Origin of the sequence: Methylobacterium cerastii (assembly GCF_022179125.1) — a bacterium.
Taxonomy (GTDB): domain Bacteria; phylum Pseudomonadota; class Alphaproteobacteria; order Rhizobiales; family Beijerinckiaceae; genus Methylobacterium; species Methylobacterium cerastii.
In genome coordinates this window covers 25,671-46,361 of the sequence record NZ_BPQG01000080.1, presented here as the reverse complement: position 1 = coordinate 46,361, position 20,691 = coordinate 25,671, and the positions used below count along the sequence as shown (strand labels likewise).

Sequence of the window (20,691 nt, the reverse complement as noted above, 5' to 3'; positions counted from 1 at the left end):
CGAGGAGACCGGCGCGGCGGCTTCCCAGGTGCTGGGCGCCGCCTCCGAGCTCTCGCGCCAGTCCGAGCACCTCGCGGCGGAAGTCGATCGCTTCCTCGCCACCGTCCGCGCCGCCTGACCCGATCACGCCCCTCCCCCCCCCCCCTCTGCGGGGGAGGGTGGCCCGCGAAGTGGGTCGGGAGAGGGGAGCGACCTCTCCGGATAACGCGCTCCCTTTCCCGACCCTCGCTGACGGGAGGCCCACCCTCCCCCACAGAGGGGGGAGGGAAGTGGCGCGTCGAGCTGGCGCGGCTTCCCTTAAAGCCCCAACGCGCCGCCGTCCGAGCGGGGGTCGTGGACCGCCTCGATGCGGCCGTTGCGGGGGTGGCGGACCAGCATGCCGGCATGCCCGAGCGAGTCGATGTAGGCCCCGCCGAGCTCCTCGATCTCGTGGCCCATCCGGCCGAGCGCCCGGATGCAGGCCGGGTCGAAGCGGTCCTCGACCTTCACGGTCAGCGATTCCGCGCCCCAGGTGCGGCCGTAGAGCAGGCGCGGGGCGTCGACCGCGTCGGCGGGGCCGAGCCCGTAGTCGGCGTAGCGGGTGAAGACCTGCGCCTGGAACTGCGGCTGGCCGTCGCCGCCCATCGAGCCGTAGGCCATCAGCCGGCCGTCGTCGAAGCAGGCGAGCGCCGGGATCAGGGTGTGGAACGGGCGCCGCCCCGGCTCCAGCGGGTTCACGGCCGTCTCGTCGAGGGAGAACGAGGTGCCGCGGTTCTGCCAGTGGATGCCGGTGGCCGGCAACACGCAGCCGGAGCCGTATTCCCAGTAGATCGACTGGATGTAGGACACGGCCAGGCCGTCGTGGTCGATCGCGCCCATCCACACGGTGTCGCCCTCGCCGGGGTTGCGCAGCGGGATCGCGGCGGCGCGCGCCATGTCGACCTGCGCCGCCTCGCGGGCGAGGTTTTCGGGCGTGAGATACTGGGCCGGGTCCGTGACCAGGCGGTCGTAGTCGGTCACCACCCGGTCGCGGATCGCGAAGGCGCGCTTCGTCGCCTCGATCAGCCCATGGTAATGCGCCGTGGTCTCCGCCTGGCGGATGTCGAGCCGGTCGAAGATGCCGAGGATCAGCAGCGCCGCCAGCCCCTGCGTCGGCGGCGGAAAGTTGTAGAGCGTGGCGTCGCGGCGGCGGATCGAGAGGGCCGAGCGCTCGCGCGGCTGGTAGGCCTTGAGGTCGGCCCTGGTCACCGGGGCGTCGAGGCGTTCGAGGTCGGCGGCGATCTCGCGGCCGACGTCGCCGCGGTAGAAGTCGTCGAGACCGGCATGGGCGAGCTGCTCCAGGGTCGCGGCCAGCGCCGGCAGCGTCCGCACGTCGCCCACCGGCCACGGTTTGCCCTCCTTGAGGAACGTCTTCGCAAAGTTCGGGGCGTCGTGGAGGGTGTCGAGCTCCTTCGGCACGTAGCGCCCTTCCGAGGGCGAGACCGGACAGCCCTCGCGGGCGTGGCGGATCGCGTCGGCGAGCAGCGTCTCCAGCGGCAGCCGGCCCCCGAGCGCGCGGGACAGCTCCAGGGCCAGGCGCCAGCCGCCGACGGCGCCGGCCACCGTCACGCAGGCGTCGGGGCCGCGGGCGGGGATCGCGTCGAACTCGCGCTCGCGGTAGCGCGCCCGGGTGGCCAGCGCGCCGGCCGGCCCGCAGGCCTCGATGCCGCGCACCCGGCCGCCGCGCTCGCGCACCAGCCAGAACCCGTCGCCGCCGATGCCGTTCATGTGCGGGTAGACCACGGCGATCGCCGCCGCCATCGCGGTCATCGCCTCGATGGCGTTGCCGCCCTGCGCCAGCACGGTCTGCCCGGCCTGCGCGGCGAGGTGGTGCGGGGCGGCGCAGGCGCCGTGGGAGAAGACGGGGGTCTCGGGCATGGTCTCGCTCGCGGCTGGCGACGGCTCGCTCCGGCTGTACGAAAACCGTGCCGTCGGTGCAAAAGGCGCGAGGGCGGCCACTCCGCTTCCCCCCCCTCTGCGCTACTGGATCCACATCGTTCGTCACGGCATCGGATAACGCGCGGGTTCCCCTCTCCCCGCGTGCGGGGAGAGGCCCGGCTGCACCCCGTCGTGCAGCCGGGGAGCGAGAGGCGAAGCCGAAGCGACGGTGAGGGGGAGCTTCCGGAAGTGCCTCCTCCGGCTCGGCCCCCTCACCGTCGGCTGCCGCCTCGCTTTGCCGACGACGAGGTCGTCAAAGCCCTCTCCCCGCACGTGGGGCGAGGGGATGCGCGCACGTCGAACCGCCAAGGGCAGGAGAGGTGTGAATACAGTAGCCGTTGTGCGGGAAAAGGCAGAACGCGCGGTTCGCGTGTCACCGTCCCGCATCGGACTCGGCCGGGCGCCTGTTGTACGGTTGCCGCCGCACGCCACCCGAGCCGTCCGTGATCCACCGCCCATCCGCCATCGGAGCGCTTGCCGCGATGCTCAGCATCCCGGCCTTCGCGCAGACGCCGCCGGCGCCCCCGGCCATCCCCGTGATCCGCGAAGGCGCCGGCGGCGACGTGCGGACCTCCGTGGCCCAGCCCGAGACCACGAGCCAGACCTCGGGCGGCTACGCCCGCTCGGTCGAGCCCTATCTCGGCCCCCTCGGCGATCCCTTCGGCCTGCGCCCGGTGCTGAAGGAGCGGGGCATCCAGTACAGCCTCACCTACATCGCGGACGTGCTCGGCAACCCCACCGGCGGAATGCGGCAGGGAGCGGTGGTGGAGGACCGGCTGAACCTGCGGCTCTACCTCGACCTCGACACGCTCGCCGGCTGGCAGGGCGCCACGGCGCACGCCAACGCCTACTTCATCCACGGCACCGGCCTCTCGCGCTACTACGTCGGCAACCTGCTCGACGTCAGCGTCATCGGGGCGCTGCCCGCGACACGGCTCTACGTGCTGTGGTTCGACCAGCAGCTCTTCGACGGCAAGCTCGGCCTGCGCGTCGGCCAGCAGGCCGCCGACAGCGAGTTCTTCGTGAGCCAGACCGCGACGCTGTTCGTGAACTCGAGCTTCGGCTGGCCGGCGATCACCAGCGCGAACCTCCCCTCCGGCGGCCCGGCCTACCCCTTGGCGACGCCGGCGATCCGGGCGAAGTTCGAGCCCGGCGGCGGGCTGTCGTTCCAGGCCGGGCTCTACGACGGCGATCCGGCCGGGGCCAGCCGCCCGGGCGACGACGCGGAGGCGCAGCGCCTCAACCGCACCGGCACGAACTTCCGCACGCACGACCCGGCCCTGATCGTGGCCGAGGCGGCCTATTCCTACAACACCGAGAAGGGCTCGACCGCGCTGCCCGGCACGGTGACCTTCGGCGGCTGGCAGCATTTCGGCCGGTTCGACGACCTGCGCCGCGACACCCTCGGCCTGTCGCTCGCCGACCCGGCCTCGTCCGGCCTGCCGCGCCGGCAGCGCGGCAACGCCGGGCTCTACGCGATGATCGACCAGAGCGTCCTGATCGAGCCCGAGAAGGACGACGAGGGCCTGTCGGTGTTCGTGCGCGCCTCGCTCTCGCCGACGCGCTCCAGCCTGATCTCGGCCTACGTCGACGCCGGCCTCGCCTACAAGGGCCTGATCCCGGGGCGCGACGACGACACGGTCGGCGCCGGCATCGCCTACGCCCGCTACGCCGACGACGCCCGCCGGGCCGACACCGACACCATCCTGTTCACCGGCACCCCGATCCCGCGGCGGCGGGCCGAGACCGCGCTGGAGGCGACCTACCAGGCGCTGGTGGTGCCGGGCTTCACCGTGCAGCCGGACCTGCAGTACATCATCCGCCCGAGCGGCGGCGTCGCGGATGCCGACGGGCGCCGACTGAAGAACGCCACCGTTCTCGGGGTGCGGGCGACCGTGCAGTACTGAGTCGAAGGTCCGCCGGCCCCGCCGTGCCGGCCGCACCGCCCTATCTTCCCCTGATGATCATTTTCGAGTGGGTTGTCGGCGTCCTGTTCGGCGCGGTGCTGCTGGCGGCGCTCGCGCGGCGAATCGGTGCGCCGTATCCGGCCTTCCTGGCGCTCGGCGGCGTCGGCCTGGCCTTCGTGCCGGGCGTCCCGAACCTCGAGCTCGACCCGGGGCTGGCGCTGGCGCTGTTCCTCGCGCCCGTGCTGATGGATGCCGGCTACGGCACCTCGCTGCGCGACCTGAGGGCGAACTGGCGCCCGATCGCCGGCCTCGCCTTCGGTGCGGTGGCGGTGACGACGATCGCGGTCGCCGTCGTCGCCAAGCTGCTGGTGCCGGACATGCCGCTTTCCGCCTGCATCGTGCTCGGGGCGATCGTCGCGCCGCCGGACGCGGTGGCCGCGCTCTCGGTGCTGCGCCACGTCTCGCTGCCGCACCGCCTCACCACCATCCTGCGCGGCGAGAGCCTGCTCAACGACGCCGGCTCCCTGCTGATCTACCGGCTCGGCGTCGCGGCCGCCGCGAGCGGCGCCTTCCACGTCTCCGAGGTCGGCCCGACCTTCCTCGTGGGCGTGGTCGCGAGCCTGGTGGTGGGGCCGCTCGCGGGGCTCGCCTTCGTCGCCGGGATGCGGCGGGTGCAGGACGCGGCCAGCACCATCGTGCTGCAATTCGTGGCCGCCTTCGGCATCTGGATCGCCGCCGAGCGCCTGGAGATGTCTGGCGTGCTGACGCTGGTCGCCTTCGCGATCACGGTGGCGCGCGGCACCCCCGGCATCACCGCCCCGCGCGTGCGCATCATCTCCTACGCGGTCTGGAACACGGCGGTGTTCGTGCTCAACGTGCTGGCCTTCGTGCTGATCGGCATCCAGATCGGCCCGATCCTCGAGCGGCTCGCCGGCGCCGACCAGCTCGTCGCGCTGGCGCTCGCCGGCGCGGTCTTCGCCACCGTGGTGCTGGTGCGCATCGCCTGGGTGCTGCCGGCGTCCGGCCTGCCCGGCCTCTCCGTCGCCGATCCCGGCCGCGGCCGGCTCCGGAGCGCCGTCGCGGTGTCCTGGGCTGGGATGCGCGGCATCCTCACCATCGCCACGGCGCTCGCCCTGCCGCAGGAATTCCCGCACCGCGACCTGATCGTCTTCGCCGCGTTCGGCACGGTGCTCGGCACCCTGGTGGTCCAGGGCCTGACCCTGAACCCGCTGCTCGCCCGCCTCGGCCTCGAGGACGACGACCCGGTCGGCCGCGAGACGGGCCGCGCCCGGGCCGAGGCCTACCAGGCGGCCCTCGACAGCCTCGACGCGGCCGACGACGAGCCCGGCATCGAGGCCCTGAGGGCGGAGCTGCGCGGCGCGCTCGCCGAGGCGGAGGCCCACGAGGAGGGCCGCGCTCCGGAATCCCTGCCCACCGACGGCCCGCGCCGCCGCGCCATCACCGCCGCCCGCGACACGGTCATGCGCCTGCGCCGCGAGGGCGCGATCGGCGACGACGCCTACTTCGTGCTGGAGGAGGAGTTCGACTGGGCCGAGCTCAACGCGACGCCGAAGGCGGAGACGTGAGGGCCACATCGTCTACGTTCTAAACGGAAGGAGCGACCTATGAGCAGGCGTGATCCCGGGCTGGGCTACGTCCCGAACGACGCCTACGCCGAGGCAGATTGGGCAGCGGTCGACAGCCCGCCGCTGACCGACGCCGAGCTGGCGCGGACGCGGCCCGGCGTCAAGGGCATGCTGCCGGCTATGGCGGAGGCCTTCGGCCGCCGAACGGCGGGGCAACCGCAATCGGCCCGGGCGCGCAGGAAACGTGGCGCCAAGCGTTCGGAATGACCGCGCACACCCGAAGGCCGACCGTCAGACCGCCACCCGCGCCTCGATCGCGTCCCACGCGCTCACGGCGAGGTCCGGGCCGCCGAGGCGCTTGATCGCGCGGATGCCGGTGGGGGAGGTGACGTTGATCTCGGTGAGGTGCCCGTCGATCACGTCGATGCCGACGAGGATCAGGCCGCGGCGGCGCAGCTCCGGGCCGATCGTGGCGCAGATCTCGCGCTCGCGCTCGGTCAGGTCCGAGGGCCGGGCGGCGCCGCCGCGGACCATGTTGGAGCGGATGTCGTTCAAGGCCGGCACGCGGTTGATCGCGCCCATCGGCTCGCCGTCGACGAGGATGATGCGCTTGTCGCCTTCGGTGATCTTCTCGAGGAAGCGCTGCACCACCCACGCCTCGCGGAAGGTGACCGAGAACAGGTCGAACATCGAGCCGAAGTTCGGGTCGGTCTCGGAGACGCGGAACACCGCCGCGCCGCCGTGGCCGTGCAGCGGCTTCATCGCCACGGTGCCGTGCTCGCGGCGGAATTCCTCGATCTCCGCCTTGTCGCGGGAGATCAGCGTCGGCGGCATCAGCTCGGGGAAGTCGAGGACGAAGAGCTTCTCGGGCGCGTTGCGCACCTCGGCCGGGTCGTTCACCACCAGCGTCTGCGGGTGGATCTTCTCCAGCATGTGGGTCGCGGTGATGTAGGCCATGTCGAAGGGCGGGTCCTGGCGCATCAGCACCACGTCGGCCTCCGACAGATCGATCCGCTCGATCTCGCCGAGCGTCGCGTGCGCGCCCTCCACGTCCTGCACGCTCAGCGCCTGGACGCGGGCGGTGACGCGGCGGCCCTGCATCGAGAGCCGGTCGGGGGTGTAGTAGATCAGCCGGTGGCCGCGCGCCTGCGCTTCGAGCAACAGGGCGAAGGTGGTGTCGCCGGCGATGCGGATCGCCTGGATCGGGTCCATCTGGACCGCAACGGTCAAGGCCATGTCGTCGGGCTCCGCTCGTGACGCGGCCGGCTCCCGAGGGACGATCCATCCCCCGGAACGAGCCGGCCGCTCGTCGTCCACCATCCTCGAACCGGGCGCGTCGCGGACGCGCCCGAAGCGATCAATCCTCCGGCATCGACTTTCCGCCGGTGCGCTTGTCGTAGTCGCCGATGGCGTTGCGGCACTCGGGCGACAGGCGCTTGCGGTTGCGCGTCATGCACTGCTCGGCCGCCGGGCTGTTCGGGTCGACGCCGGCGCAGAGGCGGAAATAGTCGTTGGCGCAGCCGAGCTGCAGCCCCTGGTCCTCGCGCTGGGCCTGGGCCGGGCTGCCGGCGAGCGCCAGCAGGGCGAGCGGGAGGCCTGCCAGCGCCGCGGAGCGGAGCATCCGAGGCAGAAGCGCGCCACGGGCGTGTCGAAACGTGTCCAGTCGCATCCAGCGTGGTCCTTGCATGTCGGCCGTGGGAACCCCGGCGTCGGATCCGCCCGAGGGCGGCATCCGCGAATGGCCCGGCATATCGGTCTCCGGCGTCGCTAGGCAAGCGTCGCGACCGTGCGACGGTTCCGCTTCCACCCCTCGGCGACCGCAATGCAGCATCCGCCGTGGGAGCCCGTCGAGGCCGCAATGCGGCATTCGCGCCGCAGGTGCCGGCGGAGACCGAGAAGGAAACGCCCTCCGACAAACGAAGAAGGGCCCCGCCCGGGTCGCGAGCAGGGCCCAGTCGTTGGGAGGAAACGCCCGCCATGGGCGAATCCTCCCTGGCAAGGCGCAGGCCAACCGCGTGCGAACCTCTGGCCGGCCCCCTTCCAGCCCCCTTCCAGCCCCCTCTCGCGTGGCGCCGCGCGGACACCTCCGGCGACGACGCCGAAGCAGGTCGCCGGAGGTCCTGCCGGGAAACGATCCGTTAACCATGGCGTGCTGATCTGCCGGCATCGACACGCCGTCGCCCTTGCCGACGCCCCGCCCCGGGGCCCGGGCGCGATGCCCGGATAAGCCGACAGGTGCCTGCCATGACCGTCTCCCGATCCACTGCCCCCCGCCCCGCCGCGCTCCGCTCCGACACGCCGACGCCGGAGGGTCCCCAGCGCGCACCGCTCGGCCGCGTCGTGCCGTTCGCGGCCTCCGCCCGGTCCCGCCGCCGCCCCGAGGCCGGCGAGCGCCGCGGCGAGATCCTGCTGTTCCTCGGCGTGCGCTACGAGCGCCTCGCCTCCTGATCCGGCCTCCGGCGGGCGATCCGCCGGGTCCGCGTCTCAACGCCCAGTCCTCACACCGACACCCGAACGAGGCGGTCCATGCCGAGCCAGGCCCGGCGCGTGCCGGTTCCGATCCCGGGCGCCCGGCGCCGCACGAGCCCGGTCGCGACCTGCGCGGTCACCGCCGCGTTCCTCACCGCGCTCCTGGCGGCCTGCGCGCAGCAGGGCGATTTCGGCCGCCCGAAGGCCGGCGCCTGGAACGCGCTGGTCGAGACCACCGGCACGCTGGCGGCCCGCGAGCGCGGCGAGCCGGCCTCCGCCTTCCCGCTGACCGACGACGAGCAGACCCTGCGCGCCCGCGCCTGGCGCTTCCTGATGCCGGCGGCGCCCCAGGCCGCGTTCATCGACGTGCTCGCCAACCTCACCCGCGCCCGCGTGCTGCCGCCCTCCTGGCGGCCGGGGGACGTGGCCGCCTACCATGACGGGCTGGTGGCCGAGCCCGCGCGCTCGCCGGTCTCGCGCTACCGCCGCCTGTCCGAGGACGCGGTCGCCGACGCCCGGTTGATCCCGCCCTTCGTCGCGATCGCCGCGCGGGTGATCGACGCCGACGCCCTGCGCCTGCGCAGCCTTCCCTTCGCCAAGGCGCTCGACGACGACGACGTGCGCAACGCCGCGATGCGGGTCGCCGAGAACCGCTGCCTCATCGCCTGGGTCCGGCTGGAGACCGCCGAGCGCACGGCGCGCTACCGCTACGCGCTGGAGCACCTCGTCGTCGCGGTGCCGGGCCCCGAAGTCGTGGGGGCGGAGCGCGGCGTCGCCGGGTTGGCCGCCCGCCGCACGCTCCTCGATCCGCTGCTTCCGCCCGAGGCCGCCTTCCGCTGCGGCCTCGTTCCGGGCGAGGACATGGCGTTGCCCGAGGCGATGCCGCCGCGCGGGGGCATCGCCGCCTCGGGTCCGCCGGTGCGGCCGTTGGTCGTGAAGGATTAATACCCAGTCTCACGGGTCAAGACCCATGAGGTCCGGCGGACTCCCGCCGCCCCGCAGTCGCGGGGGCCCGAACCCCGATGAGCCGAGCTCAGCGAGGTTTGGTATGAGCCTGAGCGGATCTTTGCATCGTTTTGTTGTAAGGCCGTTTCGTCCTCTATAAAGAACGCTTCGGCGGGGCCTTCGGATCGCACCGCGAACCGATTCCCGGGAGGACCAGACGCGATGACCGAACCCAGAGATCCCCGCACGATCGCCGCCACCAACGGCGTGGCCGCGGACACGTCCTACGGCGCCGTCATCGCCCCGATCCATCTCTCGACGACGTACAAGTTCCCGGCCTTCGAGAAGCCGGGGCCTTACGACTACTCGCGGCTGGGCAACCCGACGCGCGACCAGCTCGCAGACACCCTCGCCAAGCTCGAGGGCGGCGCCCGCGCGGTGGTGGTGTCGAGCGGCATGGCGGCCCTCGACCTCGCCCTGTCGAGCCTGCGGCCGGGCGACCTCCTGGTCGCCCCGCACGATTGCTACGGCGGCACGCACCGCCTGCTCAGCCTCCGCGCGGCGCGCGGGCACTACGCGGTGGCCTTCGTCGACCAGACCGACCCGGCGGCCCTGGAGGCGGCCTTCGCGAGGAAGCCCAAGGTCGTGCTGATCGAGACGCCGAGCAACCCGCTGATGCGCGTCGTGGACATCCGCCGCGTCACCGGGCTCGCCCGGGCGGCCGGCGCGCTCTCGGTGGTCGACAACACCTTCCTGTCGCCGGCCCTGCAGCGGCCCCTGTCGCTCGGCGCCGACCTCGTCGTGCATGCCACGACCAAGTTCCTCAACGGCCATTCCGACGTCGTCGGCGGCGCGGTGGTCGCGGCGGACGCCACCGTCGGCGACGAGCTCGCCGCCTGGGCCAACACCATCGGCGTCACCGGCTCGCCGTTCGACGCATACCTGACGCTGCGGGGCGTGCGCACCCTGTTCGTGCGGGTCGAGCAGCAGCAGCGGACCGCCGGGCGCCTGGCCGCGTTCCTCGCCGGGCACCCGGCCGTCGCCGCGGTGTACTATCCCGGCCTCGCCAGCCACCCGGGCCATGCGCTGGCCCAGGCCCAGCAGAGCGGCTTCGGCGCCATGCTGAGCTTCGAACTCGTCGGCGGCCGCGAGGCGGTCCGCCAGGTCGTGGGCCGGGTCCAGGTGTTCACGCTCGCCGAATCGCTCGGCGGGGTCGAGAGCCTGATCTCGCACGCCGAGACCATGACCCACGCCGCCATGGACCCCGAGGCCCGCGCCATCGCCGGCATCACCGGCGGCCTGCTCCGCCTGTCGATCGGCCTCGAGGCGGAGGACGACCTCCTGGCCGACCTCGCCCAGGCGCTCGACGCCGTCCAGGCGGGCTGACCGCGGGTCCAGGGACTGGTTGATTTCACAGACGAGCCGTTGAGGCGCGGGTCCTCTCTCCCGTCCGGGAGAGGGACAGGGTGAGGGGCCAGGTTTCTCCGGAGAGGCCGCACCCCTCACCCCAACGCTCTCCCGGACGGGAGAGGGGGGCGCGCCTTCGCCTCGAACGATCCATTCGGGGCCGTACCGCGGGGCTGCTCAAACGGTCTCCGCTCCGCACCATCATCACCCCGCGTCGGAGCGGCCGTGCACGCGGTCCAGCGCCGTGGCCAGGGCGGTGGCGAGGGCCGGCTCCAGGGTCTGCAGCTCCGCGAGGTGGGCCGTCGTCAGCTGCTGCAGCACCGCCATCGCCTTCGGGGTCAGCGACAGCGCCATCCGCCGGCGGTCGCGCGCCTCCGCCGCCTTGGTCAGGAAGCCCTTGTCCACCATTCGCGCGACGAGCTCGGCCGCGGTCTGCGGCGCGATCAACAGCTGCTCGGCCACGAATCCGACCGTCGGCGGCCCGTCGTGGCCTGCGATCGCCAGCAGCGCCTGATGCTGCTGGGCCGGCAGGCCGACCTTGCCGGCCGCCGCCTCGCTGAAGGCGAGGAAACGCCGCAGCTCCAGGCGGAAGCGCGCGATCGCGGCGTAGGCCTCACGCGAGAGGACCGAGCCGGCATCCGAATCCATCGTCCACCTCCAAGCGTGGGGTTCAATATATCGGGTTACGATATATATATGGGGCCGTACCGCATCCTACAGGAGGTTCAGCCGCATGCCGGTCTCGAAGGCAGCCCCGCCCGCCGGGCGTCGCGTTCTGGGTGATTTCCGCACCGACCGACGCCTCTTCGTGCTGTGCGCCATGGCGGTCGTGGTCGGCCTCGGCGGCACGGTCGCGGCCTGGGGCCTGCTCGCCCTCGTCGCCTTCGTGACGAACCTCGTCTGGTTCGGCCGGATCGATGTCGGGGCGACCTCGCTGGCCGGGGCCACGCCCTCGCTCTGGATGGTCTGCGTGCCCCCGCTCGGCGGCCTCGCGATCGGCCTGATGGCGCGGTTGGGCTCGGAGAAGATCCGCGGCCACGGCATCCCGGAGGCGATCGAGGCGATCCTGATCGGCGGCAGCCGGATGTCGCCGAAGGTCGCGGTGCTGAAGCCGGTCTCGTCGGCGATCTCGATCGGCACCGGCGGCCCGTTCGGTGCCGAGGGGCCGATCATCATGACCGGCGGGGCGATCGGCTCGCTGTTCGCGCAGTTCTTCCACCTGAGCGCCGCCGAGCGGAAGACGCTCCTCGTCGCGGGCGCGGCCGCCGGCATGACCGCGATCTTCGGCACGCCGGTCGCCGCCGTGCTGCTCGCGGTGGAGCTGCTGCTGTTCGAGTGGCGCCCGCGCAGCTTCATCCCGGTGGCCGCCGCCGCCGTCACCGCCACGATGCTGCGGCCGAGCCTGTTCGGGGCCGGGCCGCTGTTCCCCTTCGCCGCCGACCCGGCACTGCCGTGGTGGGGCTTGGCGGCCTGCGTCGGCGTCGGCCTCGCCGCGGGGCTGCTCTCGGGCGTGCTGACGACGCTGCTCTACGCCCTCGAGGACGCGTTCGAGCGCCTGCCGATCCACTGGATGTGGTGGCCGGCGCTGGGCGGCCTCGCGGTCGGCCTCGGCGGGCTGGTCGAGCCGCGGGCGCTCGGCGTGGGCTACGACGTCATCGCCGACCTGCTCGGCGGCCACATGGTGCTGACGGCCGTGCTGCTGATCCTGGTCGTGAAGGCCGCGATCTGGCTCGTGGCGCTGTCCTCGGGCACCTCCGGCGGCGTACTCGCGCCGCTGCTGATCCTCGGCGGGGCGATGGGCTGGCTCGCCGGGTCGGCCCTGCCGGGCGACCCGGGATTCTGGGCGCTCCTCGGCATGGCGGCGATGCTCGGCGGCACCATGCGGGCGCCGCTCACCGGCACGCTGTTCGCCGTCGAGCTCACCGGCGACGTGCACGCGTTGCCCGCGCTGCTGGCTGCCTCGGCCGCGGCCTACGCCGTGACGGTGCTGCTGCTCAAGCGCTCGATCCTGACGGAGAAGATCGCCCGGCGCGGCCAGCACGTCACCCGCGAGTACGGCATCGACCCCTACGAGTTCACCCGCGTCGCCGAGATCATGGTCGCGTCGGTCGACACCCTCGGGGCCGACATGCCCGTCGCCAAGGCGGTGGCGGCGATGGAGGCGGGACGCCACCACGCCTACCCGGTGGTGGACGGCGAGAACCGCCCCGTCGGCCTCGTCACCCGCGGCGACGCGCTGCTGTGGCGGACGGATGGCGGCGACGGTTCCGAGCGCCTTGGTGAGCGGGTCTCCGACGCGTCGCTGGCCGTCGTCCACCCGGGCGACGTCACCGCGCACGCCCTCGACCTGATGCTGACGACGGGGCAGGGGCGCCTGCCGGTCACCGATGCGGAGAGCGGCACGCTGGTCGGCCTCGTCACGCGCAAGGACCTGCTGCAGGTCCGCGCCGCGGTGAACCGGTCCGAGGCGGAGCGGCAGGCCACCTTCGTCAGGCGGCGCAGGGCGGCGTGAGCCGAAGGCCGCGTCAGCCGTTCGGCTTGGCGCGGCCGGCCGGCGGCGGGTTGGTCGGCGGTGGGTTGGCCGGCGCGGGCTCGGGGTCCGGCTCGTCCGGGCTGTCGGTGGTGCAGGAGACCGCCTGCACCGCGTCGTTGGCCGCGGCCCGCTGGCTCGGCAGGCCTGCGATGACGCGGACGACGACGAAGCCCTGGTCGCCCGGGGCGACGATGCGCACGTCGCGGCTCGGCTCGTTCTCGTCGTCGTTGGCCAGGGCCGCGTCGTACTGCGCCCGGGTCAGCACCACGAGGTCGAGGGCGCCGCGCACCGCGGCCTGGTCGGTGACCGCGTAGAAGGCGCCCTTGCGGCCGTGCACCGCCAGCGACAGCATCATCGCGCCGGTCCGGGCCGAAACCCGCATCGGGCCGTCCTCCAGGTCGTAGGCGCAGACGCCGACCGCCACGGACGGGTCGGGGATCGGCAGCCACGCCTCGGCCGGGGCCGGCTCGCCGTGGGTCGCCAGGGTGTAGACCCGCTGCGGGTGCTCCAGGCTCTCGCTGGAGCGGGCGCGGGTGAGGGCGTCGGTCTCCGACAGGGCCGGAATCGCGAACACCGTCGCCACGTGGACGATCCCGGCGAGCGCCAGCCCGCAGGCGGTGGCGTAAACGACGCGCAGGTTCACGAGGCGCATCCCATCCGGGTGATCGCCGGCACCGCGTCGCGGTCGAGGGTCCCGGCGCTGGCGGCCACGGGGGTGTCGTAGAGGCGCAGCGCCAGGCGGATCGGGCCGCTGGCGCGCGGGCTCGGCAGCCAGTTGCCGGGCTCGACCTCCGAGCCGACGACGATGGCGAAGCGCCCGTCGGCCTCGCGCAGGATCTCGGTGGAGGTGAAGCCCTCGCGTAAGCCCGGGCGGCCGGGCTCGGGTGCGCCGCGGCCGGCCGCCGTCAGGGTCCAGGCGCGGGCGGGCGGGGTGATGCCGGCGACGCGGTAGGTGCAGGTCGCGTCGAGCGCCCGGCCCGAATCGTCGACCGCGGCCGTCAGCAGCAGCCCCTCGCCGACCGCGAGCGGCACCTCGCCCCGGCGGGCGTTGACGGCGCGGGTGTAGGGGTCGGCCGCGGTCGAGCCGGCGCGCGGCCACGCGGTCCAGGCCCCCACGGCGACGCCGCCGAACGGGTAGCCGCCCCGCGTCGCCCAGTCGGCGCTGGCGAGCCCGAGCCCGGCGCCGAGCGCCAGGGCGTAGAGGGCGAGCGCCGCCGGCGAGGCGCCGGAGACGAACCCGGCGGCCTGGCCGGCCCGCGCCCGGGGCGTGCGCCGCGTCCCCTCGGCCGCATGTGCGGCCGGTTCGGTTCCCGCCACCATCGCCGTCACCGGGTCTCGAGGCGGCCGCCGACGGAGCGGGTGCCTTCGGCGACGTCGCGGGTCGTGACGGCGGGCGCCAGGCTCGCACCCGGGCGCGGCTCCGAGGCCGGCTTGGCCTCGCCGGCCTCGGGCCGCGCCCGCTCGACGGTGCGGAACAGGCCGTTCAGGCCGCCGATCACCTCGAAGCTGCGGCGCGAGAGCTTGCCGTAGCTCGTGGCGGCCGGGTCGGTGGGGGTCGAGGCGGCGGCCTGGGCGGCGGCGGCGTTCGGGGCCTTGAGCCCCGGCAGCGGTTTCAGCTCGATGCCCTGGTGGGCGACCTCCAGCACGTCGTGCCAGGCGGTGGCGGGCAGCGAGCCGCCGGTCATCTTGTTGGTCGAGGTGTGGTCGTCGTTGCCGAACCAGACCGCGGCGACGTAGTTGCCGGTGTAGCCGACGAACCACGCGTCGCGGTAGGCGTTCGTGGTGCCGGACTTGCCCGCGACCTTCATGCCTTCCAGCTGCGCGCGGCGGCCGGTGCCCTCCTCGACCACCTTGTTCAGCATGTAGTTCATGTCGGCGACGACCTGGGTCGAGAGCACTTGCTCGGGCTTCTCGTCGTCGTGGCGGTAGATCACCTCGCCGCTCGAATTCTTCACCTCGGACGCCGCGTAGGGCTTGGCCTTGCGCCCGCCGTTGGCGAACACCGCGTAGGCGGCGGCCTGGTCGATCACCGTGACCTCGGCCGAGCCGATCGGCAGCGACACCGAGTCGACCAGCGGCGTGGTGATGCCCATGCGGTGGGCCGTGTCGATGATCTTGGCGCGCCCCGCCTTCGCGGCCTGGAAGTCGCCCTTGATCCCGAGGCCCTTGCCGATGGCGATCGAGACCTTGATCGGGATGGTGTTGATCGATTTCGCCACCGCGAGCCACATCGGCTGGCGCCCTGAATAGGAGCGGCCGTAATTCTGCGGGCACCAGTTGCCGAGGCAGACGGGGCTGTCGACCACCACCGTGTCGGGCCGGAACAGGCCGGAGTTCAGCGCCGCCGCGTAGACGTAGGGCTTGAACGACGAGCCGGGCTGGCGCAGCGCGTCGGTGGCGCGGTTGAACTGGCTCTCGCCGTAGTCGGCGCCGCCGACCATGGCGCGCAGCGCCCCGTCGGGATCGAGGATCACCATCGCCGCCTCGTCGACGTCGTAGGCCTCGCCGGACTTGCGCAGGATGTCGGCCACCACCTGGTCGGCGCGCTTCTGGATGCCGAGGTCGAGCGGCGTCTTCACCGTCAGCACCCGGTCGGTCTTGAACTTGCCCGCATCCGCCATGGCCTTGATCTCGCCGAAGGCCCAGTCGAGATAGTAGTCGGCGGTGATGTCGCGGGTGCGCGTCACCGGCGTCGCCGGGTTGCGCAAAGCCGTCTGGATCTGCCCTTCGGTGACGAACCCGGCCTCGACCATGTTGTGCAGCACGTCGACGGCGCGCGCGCGGGCCGCCGGCAGGTTGACGCTCGGCGCGTACTTGCTCGGCGCCTTGAACAGGCCGGCCAGCATCGCGGCCTCGGCCAGGCTGATGTCCTTGAGCGGCTTGCCGAAATAGTAATCCGCCGCCGCCACCGCGCCGAAGGTGCCGCCGCCCATGTAGGCGCGGTCGAGGTAGAGCTTGAGGATCTCGTTCTTCGTCAGGTGGCTCTCGAGCCACAGGGCCAGGAACGCCTCGTTCACCTTGCGCTCCAGCGAGCGCTCGTTGGTGAGGAACAGGTTCTTGGCGAGCTGCTGGGTGATCGAGGAGCCGCCCTGGGTGCTGCCGCCGCCGCGCGAGTTGTTGACGAGCGCGCGCAGCGTGCCGATCGGGTCGATGCCCCAATGCTCGTAGAAGCGCCGGTCCTCGGTCGAGACCAGGGCCTTGATCATGATGTCGGGGAATTCGTCGAGCTTGAGCGAGTCGTCGTGCTTGATCCCGCGCCGCCCGACCTCGGTGCCGTAGCGGTCGAGGAAGGTGACCGCGAGGTCCTGGGCCTTGAGCCAGTTGTCGCTGGTGAGGTTGAAGGCCGGCTGCGCCAGCGCGAGCATCAGGATCGCAGCCCCCGTGCCGAGGGTCACGCCCTCGCTCGTCAGGTCGAGGGCCACCCGCTTCCAGCCGCGGAAGGCGAAGACCTTCATCCGCTCCTGGAAGCGGCCGTAGACCGCGCCGCCGGAGACGCCGCTGTCGTACAGGCCCGCGTTGACCCAGGCGTCGAAGGCCAGCGACGCGTGCTTGATGCGGGTGAGGAGGCGGGAGACGTTCGGCAGGCGCACGACGGGGTTCCGGCTCCTTGAGACGCCTCGACGGACCCGCGGACGAGGGGACCGTGTCCCTCTCTACCAAGCCGCGGGGCCTTTCGCGAGATGGAACGCGGCCTGCGCGGCGATGGGTCCGGCGGGCGCCGGGGAAAGGTGGCGTCAACCTTGATGGCGGATTGGGGCGCCCCGGTGGCCGGGTCGCGGCCGGGTTGCACCCGCGCCCGCCTTGCGGCACAGGGGGCGCTTCAGCCCCTGTCACGTGAGAGGTGTTCCCGATGGGGAACCCCAAGCCCGCCCCCGCGGGCGCCGCCCTGCCGTTCTGGCGGGAGAAGACCCTCGAAGCGATGACGCCGGCCGAGTGGGAGAGCCTGTGCGACGGCTGCGGCCGGTGCTGCCTCTTGAAGCTCGAGGACGACGACACCGGCGAGGTCCACCACACCGACGTCGGCTGCACCCTGCTCGACGGCCATGCCTGCCGCTGCCGCGACTACGCCAAGCGCCAGGTCCGGGTGCCGGATTGCGTCCGGCTCACCCCCGAGGCGGTGCGCACGATCCCGTGGCTGCCGCCCACCTGCGCCTACCGCCTGATCCGCGACGGCGAGCCGCTGTACGACTGGCACCACCTGATCTCGGGCTCGCGCAACAGCGTCCACGACGCCGGCATCTCGATCCGCGGCCGGATGGCCGGCAACGAGGAGGAGTTCACCGACGACGAACTCCCGGACCGGATCGTCGAATGGCCGACGGCGACACTCGGAAAGCGGTAGCGGCGAGCCGCACGGCCGGGTTTCGACCGAGGCGGGCGGCGCCTGCGAGGCCGCCTGCCGAGCCCTTCGCGAGCCCTTTGCCAAAAAAATGAAAGCTGCCTCTAGACGACCGGTCTAATTCGATCTATCTCGCCGTCATGCCACGCGACGCCGCACACACCGACACCCGCCAAGAGATCCTCAACACCGCCTACGGCCTCGTCGGCGCGAAGGGGTTCTCCGGGGTCGGCCTCAACGAGATCCTGACCACGGCCGGCGTGCCGAAGGGATCGTTCTACCACTACTTCGGCTCCAAGGAGGCCTTTGGCGAGGCCCTCTTGGCGGACTACTTCGAAGCCTACCTCGCCGACCTCGACGCGACGCTCGCCGAACCGGGCCTGAACCAGGCCGAGCGCCTGATGAACTACTGGCGCAAGTGGCAGGCGACGCAGGGGAGCATCGACTACCAGCGCAAGTGCCTCGCGGTGAAGCTTGCGGCGGAAGTCTCGGACCTGTCCGAGGCCATGCGCCTCGCCCTCAAGGGCGGCACCGCGGGGATCATCGAACGGCTGTCGCACGCCATCGCGGCGGGCGTGGCGGAAGGGTCGCTCACGGTCCAGGGCGAGCCGCAGACGACCGCCGAAGACCTGTACCACGTCTGGCTCGGTGCGAGCCTGATGGCCAAGATCGTCCGGACCGACGCCCCGTTCGAGGCCGCCATCGGGACGACCCGCCGCCTCCTCGGCCTCGCGCCGCACTGAACCCACCCGCGTTCCAACGATCCCGAGACAGTATCCTTTTACGCCGAAGTTTGAGACGACCGGTCTACTCAAAACGAAAACGAGCCATCGTCCCCGGGCCGGCGGGGAGCCAGCAGCCAGACGGAGACATCCGATGCCCCACCCCACGAAGACGATCGTCGCCGCCACCCTCGCCGTCGGGCTGATGGCGCTCCTCACCCCGCGGGCCGCGACCGCGCAGGAGCGGATCATCCTGGAGACCATCGGCGCGGTCCGCATGGTCCGGTTCGAGGAGGTCCGCGGCGCGAACCCGGAACTCCGCCCCGCGCCAGCTGCGCCGGCGCGCGATCCGGCCGCCGAACGCCCCGTGAAGGCGCGCTAAAATCCGCCCGCCTTCCCCAAGTCGCCGCCCCGCGCGGACCCGGCGAACGGCCCGACCCCCAAACCTTTTCCCTCCCCAAGCGAAAACCTCGGAGAACGACCATGAAGATCCTGATGGTGCTGACCTCGCACGACCGCCTCGGCGACACCGGCCGGAAGACCGGCTTCTGGCTGGAGGAGTTCGCGGCCCCCTACTACGTGTTCAAGGATGCCGGCGCGGAGGTGGTGGTGGTCTCGCCCCAGGGCGGCCGCCCGCCCCTCGACCCGAAGAGCGCCGAGCCGGACTTCCAGACCGACACGACGCGCCGCTTCGAAGCCGACGCGGCGGCCATGGCGGTGCTGGACGAGACCGGCCGCCTCGACGCCGTCAGCCACGAAAGCTTCGACGCGGTGTTCTACCCCGGCGGCCACGGGCCCCTGTGGGACCTCGCCGAGGACCCGGCCTCGATCAAGCTGATCGAGACGACGCTGGCGGCCGGCAAGCCCGTGGCCCTGGTCTGCCACGCCCCCGGCGTCCTGCGCCACGCCAAGGCGCCTGACGGGAAGCCACTGGTCGACGGCCGCAAGGTCACGGGCTTCACCAACACCGAGGAGGAGGCCGTCGGCCTCACGGAGGTGGTGCCGTTCCTGGTCGAGGACGAGCTCGTGCGGAACGGCGGCCTCTACGCCAAGGGCGCCGACTGGGGACCCTTCGTCGTGGCGGACGGCCTGCTCGTCACCGGCCAGAACCCGGCCTCCTCGGGCCCCGCCGCCGAGCGTCTCGTCGCCCATCTCGCCAACCGCTGAGGTCGCGGGCGCCCTCGGCGGGCGCCCGCTCATGATCGCCGCCGGCCCGAGCCGGGGCGATCCGCCCGCATCGCGAACCCGAAGGATTCCCGCCCATGACCCAGCCCATGACCCAGCCCACCACCCCCTCCACGACACAGGACGTCGTCTTCTCGGACGCGACCCGGCTCGCCGAATTGATCCGCACTCGGCAGCTCTCGCCGGTCGAAGTCGTGCAGGCGCATCTCGACCGGATCGCGGCGGTCGACCCCCAGATCAACGCCATCGTCACCGTCGCGGAGGGCGCGCTCGCCGCGGCCAAGGACGCGGAGGCGGCGGTGATGGCGGGGCGGGAGCTAGGACCGCTTCATGGGGTGCCGTTCACCGTGAAGGATTCGATCGACACGGCGGGCATCATGACCCAGCGCGGCTCGCCGATCTTCAAGGGCCGCACGCCCGAGGCCGACGCGACCAGCGTGGCGCGCCTGAAGCAGGCCGGCGGCATCCTGCTGGCCAAGACCAACCTCCCCGAATTCTCCTACTGGATCGAGAGCGACAACCTGCTCTCGGGCCGCTCGAACAACCCCTGGGACCTGACGCGCACGCCGGGCGGATCGAGCGGCGGCGAGTCGGCGGCCATCGCGGCCGGCATGTCGCCCCTGGGGCTGGGCACCGACCTCGCCATCTCGGTCCGCGGCCCGGCCGCGCAGACCGGGATCGTCTCGCTCAAAGGCACCCACGGGCGCGTGCCGATGACCGGCATCTGGCCGCGGGCGCCGCGCCGCTTCTGGCACGTCGGCCCGATGGCGCGCTCGATCCGCGACCTCGCGCTGGCCTTCTCGCTGCTTGCCGGCCCCGACGGCGAGGACGGCTACGCCAGCCGGTTCGAGGCCGGCGCGGCGCCCGCACCGGACCGTCCGCTGCGGGTGGGCTGGCTGGTCGAGCCCGGCTTCGGGCCGGTCGATTCCGAGGTCGCGGCGACCGTGCGGGCGGCGGCCGAAGCGCTGGCGAGCCTCGGTCACACGGTGGAGGCCGTGCGCATCCCGGCGCTGGAGCGCGACTTCGCCCTCGACGTGTTCAACAAGCTCCACGTGATGGAGATGAAGCCGGCCTTCCGCGCGGCGACCGCCGGGCACGAAGACCAGATGTACACGATGGCCAAGACCATGCTGTCGCTGCCCGACACCACGATGGCGGAGTACGTCGCGGCCGAGCAGGCGGCGGAGCGGCTCCGCGACGGCTACGCCGCCTACTTCCGCGACCACGACATCCTGCTGACGCCCGTGCTGCCGGTGCCGGCGCACAAGCACGGCATCAAGGAACTCGTCGTCGACGGGAAGACGGTCGACCTGACCTACCTCCAGGGCGCGACGGTGCCGCTGAACGTGACCGGCCTGCCGGGGCTGTCGATGCGGTTCGGAACGAGCCGCGAGGGACTGCCGATCAACGTGCAGGTGGTGGGCCGCTGGCAGGCGGAGGCGACGATCCTGCACGCCGCAGCGCTCCTGGAAGGAGTCAGCCCGGTGCGCGGGCTTCACCCGAGCCTGTAGGCGACCCGCGCGCATCCGGGGCGGGCGTCCCCGCCCTGGACGGGACGCCCCCGGATGCCGACCTACGCCGTCTCGACAGCGCTCGACCGCGCGGGCGGTGACCGCCGAGGAGCGGGCTCGCATCGTCGCCA

19 protein-coding genes are annotated in these 20,691 nt (G+C 72.7%); 12 read left to right on the top strand and 7 right to left on the bottom strand.

Annotated features, from left to right (window positions below; all coding sequences use genetic code 11):
• Nucleotides 1–297 precede the first annotated feature (297 nt).
• Nucleotides 298–1,896 carry a gamma-glutamyltransferase family protein gene (locus MFF13_RS22240; RefSeq protein ID WP_147764710.1) on the bottom strand — a complete coding sequence of 533 codons (1,599 nt, stop codon included), beginning with the start codon at nucleotides 1,894–1,896 and terminating at the stop codon, nucleotides 298–300.
• Nucleotides 1,897–2,438: 542 nt separating this feature from the next.
• Here MFF13_RS22240 and MFF13_RS22235 point away from each other — a divergent pair.
• From MFF13_RS22235 to MFF13_RS22225, 3 genes are read left to right on the top strand one after another with little or no spacing between them, the layout of a single operon-like run.
• Nucleotides 2,439–3,863 (top strand): carbohydrate porin, encoded by a 1,425-nt coding sequence (locus MFF13_RS22235; RefSeq protein ID WP_147832217.1) that lies wholly within the window; start codon nucleotides 2,439–2,441, stop codon nucleotides 3,861–3,863.
• Between the two features lie 53 nt (nucleotides 3,864–3,916).
• Nucleotides 3,917–5,449 carry a cation:proton antiporter gene (locus MFF13_RS22230; RefSeq protein ID WP_147754476.1) on the top strand — a complete coding sequence of 511 codons (1,533 nt, stop codon included), beginning with the start codon at nucleotides 3,917–3,919 and terminating at the stop codon, nucleotides 5,447–5,449.
• 39 nt (nucleotides 5,450–5,488) lie between these two features.
• Nucleotides 5,489–5,716 (top strand): hypothetical protein, encoded by a 228-nt coding sequence (locus MFF13_RS22225; protein WP_147832215.1) that lies wholly within the window; start codon nucleotides 5,489–5,491, stop codon nucleotides 5,714–5,716.
• A gap of 24 nt (nucleotides 5,717–5,740) precedes the next feature.
• Here MFF13_RS22225 and gshB read toward each other — a convergent pair whose 3' ends face one another.
• Nucleotides 5,741–6,685, bottom strand: a complete 945-nt coding sequence (gshB, locus tag MFF13_RS22220) for a glutathione synthase (protein WP_147754474.1) — start codon at nucleotides 6,683–6,685, stop codon at nucleotides 5,741–5,743.
• A 121-nt stretch (nucleotides 6,686–6,806) separates the two neighbouring features.
• A complete protein-coding gene (locus MFF13_RS22215) occupies nucleotides 6,807–7,070 on the bottom strand; it encodes a hypothetical protein (RefSeq protein ID WP_147754479.1) in 264 nt (87 codons plus the stop codon).
• A 623-nt stretch (nucleotides 7,071–7,693) separates the two neighbouring features.
• On the opposite strand from MFF13_RS22215, the gene MFF13_RS22210 reads away from it, so the two are divergent.
• The 3 genes from MFF13_RS22210 (at nucleotide 7,694) to metB (ending at nucleotide 10,249) form a co-directional block, all read left to right on the top strand.
• A complete protein-coding gene (locus tag MFF13_RS22210) occupies nucleotides 7,694–7,897 on the top strand; it encodes a hypothetical protein (protein ID WP_147764706.1) in 204 nt (67 codons plus the stop codon).
• Between the two features lie 78 nt (nucleotides 7,898–7,975).
• Nucleotides 7,976–8,863, top strand: a complete 888-nt coding sequence (locus MFF13_RS22205) for a hypothetical protein (protein WP_238272945.1) — start codon at nucleotides 7,976–7,978, stop codon at nucleotides 8,861–8,863.
• 222 nt (nucleotides 8,864–9,085) lie between these two features.
• Entirely contained in the window at nucleotides 9,086–10,249 is a 1,164-nt protein-coding gene (gene metB / locus MFF13_RS22200; RefSeq protein WP_147764705.1) for a cystathionine gamma-synthase, read from the top strand.
• Between the two features lie 225 nt (nucleotides 10,250–10,474).
• On the opposite strand, the gene MFF13_RS22195 is transcribed toward metB, so the two are convergent.
• Nucleotides 10,475–10,918 (bottom strand): MarR family winged helix-turn-helix transcriptional regulator, encoded by a 444-nt coding sequence (locus tag MFF13_RS22195; protein ID WP_147764704.1) that lies wholly within the window; start codon nucleotides 10,916–10,918, stop codon nucleotides 10,475–10,477.
• Between the two features lie 85 nt (nucleotides 10,919–11,003).
• On the opposite strand from MFF13_RS22195, the gene MFF13_RS22190 reads away from it, so the two are divergent.
• Nucleotides 11,004–12,782, top strand: coding sequence for a chloride channel protein (locus tag MFF13_RS22190; protein ID WP_147764703.1), 1,779 nt, complete (start codon nucleotides 11,004–11,006; stop codon nucleotides 12,780–12,782).
• Between the two features lie 13 nt (nucleotides 12,783–12,795).
• Here MFF13_RS22190 and MFF13_RS22185 read toward each other — a convergent pair whose 3' ends face one another.
• Genes MFF13_RS22185 through MFF13_RS22175 form a run of 3 tightly spaced genes read right to left on the bottom strand, consistent with a single transcriptional unit; the run spans nucleotide 12,796 to nucleotide 16,393 of the window.
• Nucleotides 12,796–13,455 carry a DUF1254 domain-containing protein gene (locus MFF13_RS22185; RefSeq protein WP_238272944.1) on the bottom strand — a complete coding sequence of 220 codons (660 nt, stop codon included), beginning with the start codon at nucleotides 13,453–13,455 and terminating at the stop codon, nucleotides 12,796–12,798.
• Nucleotides 13,443–14,123, bottom strand: coding sequence for a DUF1214 domain-containing protein (locus MFF13_RS22180; protein WP_147764702.1), 681 nt, complete (start codon nucleotides 14,121–14,123; stop codon nucleotides 13,443–13,445). Before MFF13_RS22180 ends, MFF13_RS22185 begins: the two co-directional genes overlap by 13 nt.
• Before the next feature lie 5 nt (nucleotides 14,124–14,128).
• Entirely contained in the window at nucleotides 14,129–16,393 is a 2,265-nt protein-coding gene (locus MFF13_RS22175) for a transglycosylase domain-containing protein (protein ID WP_147764701.1), read from the bottom strand.
• Nucleotides 16,394–16,653: 260 nt separating this feature from the next.
• On the opposite strand from MFF13_RS22175, the gene MFF13_RS22170 reads away from it, so the two are divergent.
• The 5 genes from MFF13_RS22170 (at nucleotide 16,654) to MFF13_RS22150 (ending at nucleotide 20,560) form a co-directional block, all read left to right on the top strand.
• Nucleotides 16,654–17,145, top strand: a complete 492-nt coding sequence (locus MFF13_RS22170; RefSeq protein WP_147764700.1) for a YcgN family cysteine cluster protein — start codon at nucleotides 16,654–16,656, stop codon at nucleotides 17,143–17,145.
• Nucleotides 17,146–17,282: 137 nt separating this feature from the next.
• Complete coding sequence (locus tag MFF13_RS22165; RefSeq protein WP_147764699.1) at nucleotides 17,283–17,885, top strand: TetR/AcrR family transcriptional regulator; 603 nt, start codon at nucleotides 17,283–17,285, stop codon at nucleotides 17,883–17,885.
• A 133-nt stretch (nucleotides 17,886–18,018) separates the two neighbouring features.
• The gene (locus tag MFF13_RS22160) at nucleotides 18,019–18,246 is read left to right on the top strand and encodes a hypothetical protein (RefSeq protein ID WP_147764698.1); all 228 of its coding nucleotides are present in this window, start codon (nucleotides 18,019–18,021) and stop codon (nucleotides 18,244–18,246) included.
• A 101-nt stretch (nucleotides 18,247–18,347) separates the two neighbouring features.
• Nucleotides 18,348–19,031 carry a type 1 glutamine amidotransferase domain-containing protein gene (locus MFF13_RS22155; RefSeq protein ID WP_147764697.1) on the top strand — a complete coding sequence of 228 codons (684 nt, stop codon included), beginning with the start codon at nucleotides 18,348–18,350 and terminating at the stop codon, nucleotides 19,029–19,031.
• 95 nt (nucleotides 19,032–19,126) lie between these two features.
• Nucleotides 19,127–20,560 (top strand): amidase, encoded by a 1,434-nt coding sequence (locus MFF13_RS22150; RefSeq protein WP_238272943.1) that lies wholly within the window; start codon nucleotides 19,127–19,129, stop codon nucleotides 20,558–20,560.
• Nucleotides 20,561–20,691: the final 131 nt, after the last annotated feature.

Bases quoted from the DNA above. Each gene is read 5' to 3' on its own strand.
- MFF13_RS22230 (WP_147754476.1), top strand. From the start codon at position 3,917: ATGATCATTTTCGAGTGGGTTGTCGGCGTCCTGTTCGGCGCGGTGCTG.
- MFF13_RS22210 (WP_147764706.1), top strand. From the start codon at position 7,694: ATGACCGTCTCCCGATCCACTGCCCCCCGCCCCGCCGCGCTCCGCTCC.
- metB (WP_147764705.1), top strand. From the start codon at position 9,086: ATGACCGAACCCAGAGATCCCCGCACGATCGCCGCCACCAACGGCGTG.
- gshB (WP_147754474.1), bottom strand. From the start codon at position 6,685: ATGGCCTTGACCGTTGCGGTCCAGATGGACCCGATCCAGGCGATCCGC.
- MFF13_RS22170 (WP_147764700.1), top strand. From the start codon at position 16,654: ATGGGGAACCCCAAGCCCGCCCCCGCGGGCGCCGCCCTGCCGTTCTGG.
- MFF13_RS22240 (WP_147764710.1), bottom strand. From the start codon at position 1,896: ATGCCCGAGACCCCCGTCTTCTCCCACGGCGCCTGCGCCGCCCCGCAC.
- MFF13_RS22155 (WP_147764697.1), top strand. From the start codon at position 18,348: ATGAAGATCCTGATGGTGCTGACCTCGCACGACCGCCTCGGCGACACC.
- MFF13_RS22185 (WP_238272944.1), bottom strand. From the start codon at position 13,455: ATGCGCCTCGTGAACCTGCGCGTCGTTTACGCCACCGCCTGCGGGCTG.
- MFF13_RS22190 (WP_147764703.1), top strand. From the start codon at position 11,004: ATGCCGGTCTCGAAGGCAGCCCCGCCCGCCGGGCGTCGCGTTCTGGGT.
- MFF13_RS22160 (WP_147764698.1), top strand. From the start codon at position 18,019: ATGCCCCACCCCACGAAGACGATCGTCGCCGCCACCCTCGCCGTCGGG.
- MFF13_RS22205 (WP_238272945.1), top strand. From the start codon at position 7,976: ATGCCGAGCCAGGCCCGGCGCGTGCCGGTTCCGATCCCGGGCGCCCGG.
- MFF13_RS22195 (WP_147764704.1), bottom strand. From the start codon at position 10,918: ATGGATTCGGATGCCGGCTCGGTCCTCTCGCGTGAGGCCTACGCCGCG.
- MFF13_RS22225 (WP_147832215.1), top strand. From the start codon at position 5,489: ATGAGCAGGCGTGATCCCGGGCTGGGCTACGTCCCGAACGACGCCTAC.
- MFF13_RS22215 (WP_147754479.1), bottom strand. From the start codon at position 7,070: ATGCTCCGCTCCGCGGCGCTGGCAGGCCTCCCGCTCGCCCTGCTGGCG.
- MFF13_RS22150 (WP_238272943.1), top strand. From the start codon at position 19,127: ATGACCCAGCCCATGACCCAGCCCACCACCCCCTCCACGACACAGGAC.
- MFF13_RS22235 (WP_147832217.1), top strand. From the start codon at position 2,439: ATGCTCAGCATCCCGGCCTTCGCGCAGACGCCGCCGGCGCCCCCGGCC.
- MFF13_RS22180 (WP_147764702.1), bottom strand. From the start codon at position 14,123: ATGGTGGCGGGAACCGAACCGGCCGCACATGCGGCCGAGGGGACGCGG.
- MFF13_RS22165 (WP_147764699.1), top strand. From the start codon at position 17,283: ATGCCACGCGACGCCGCACACACCGACACCCGCCAAGAGATCCTCAAC.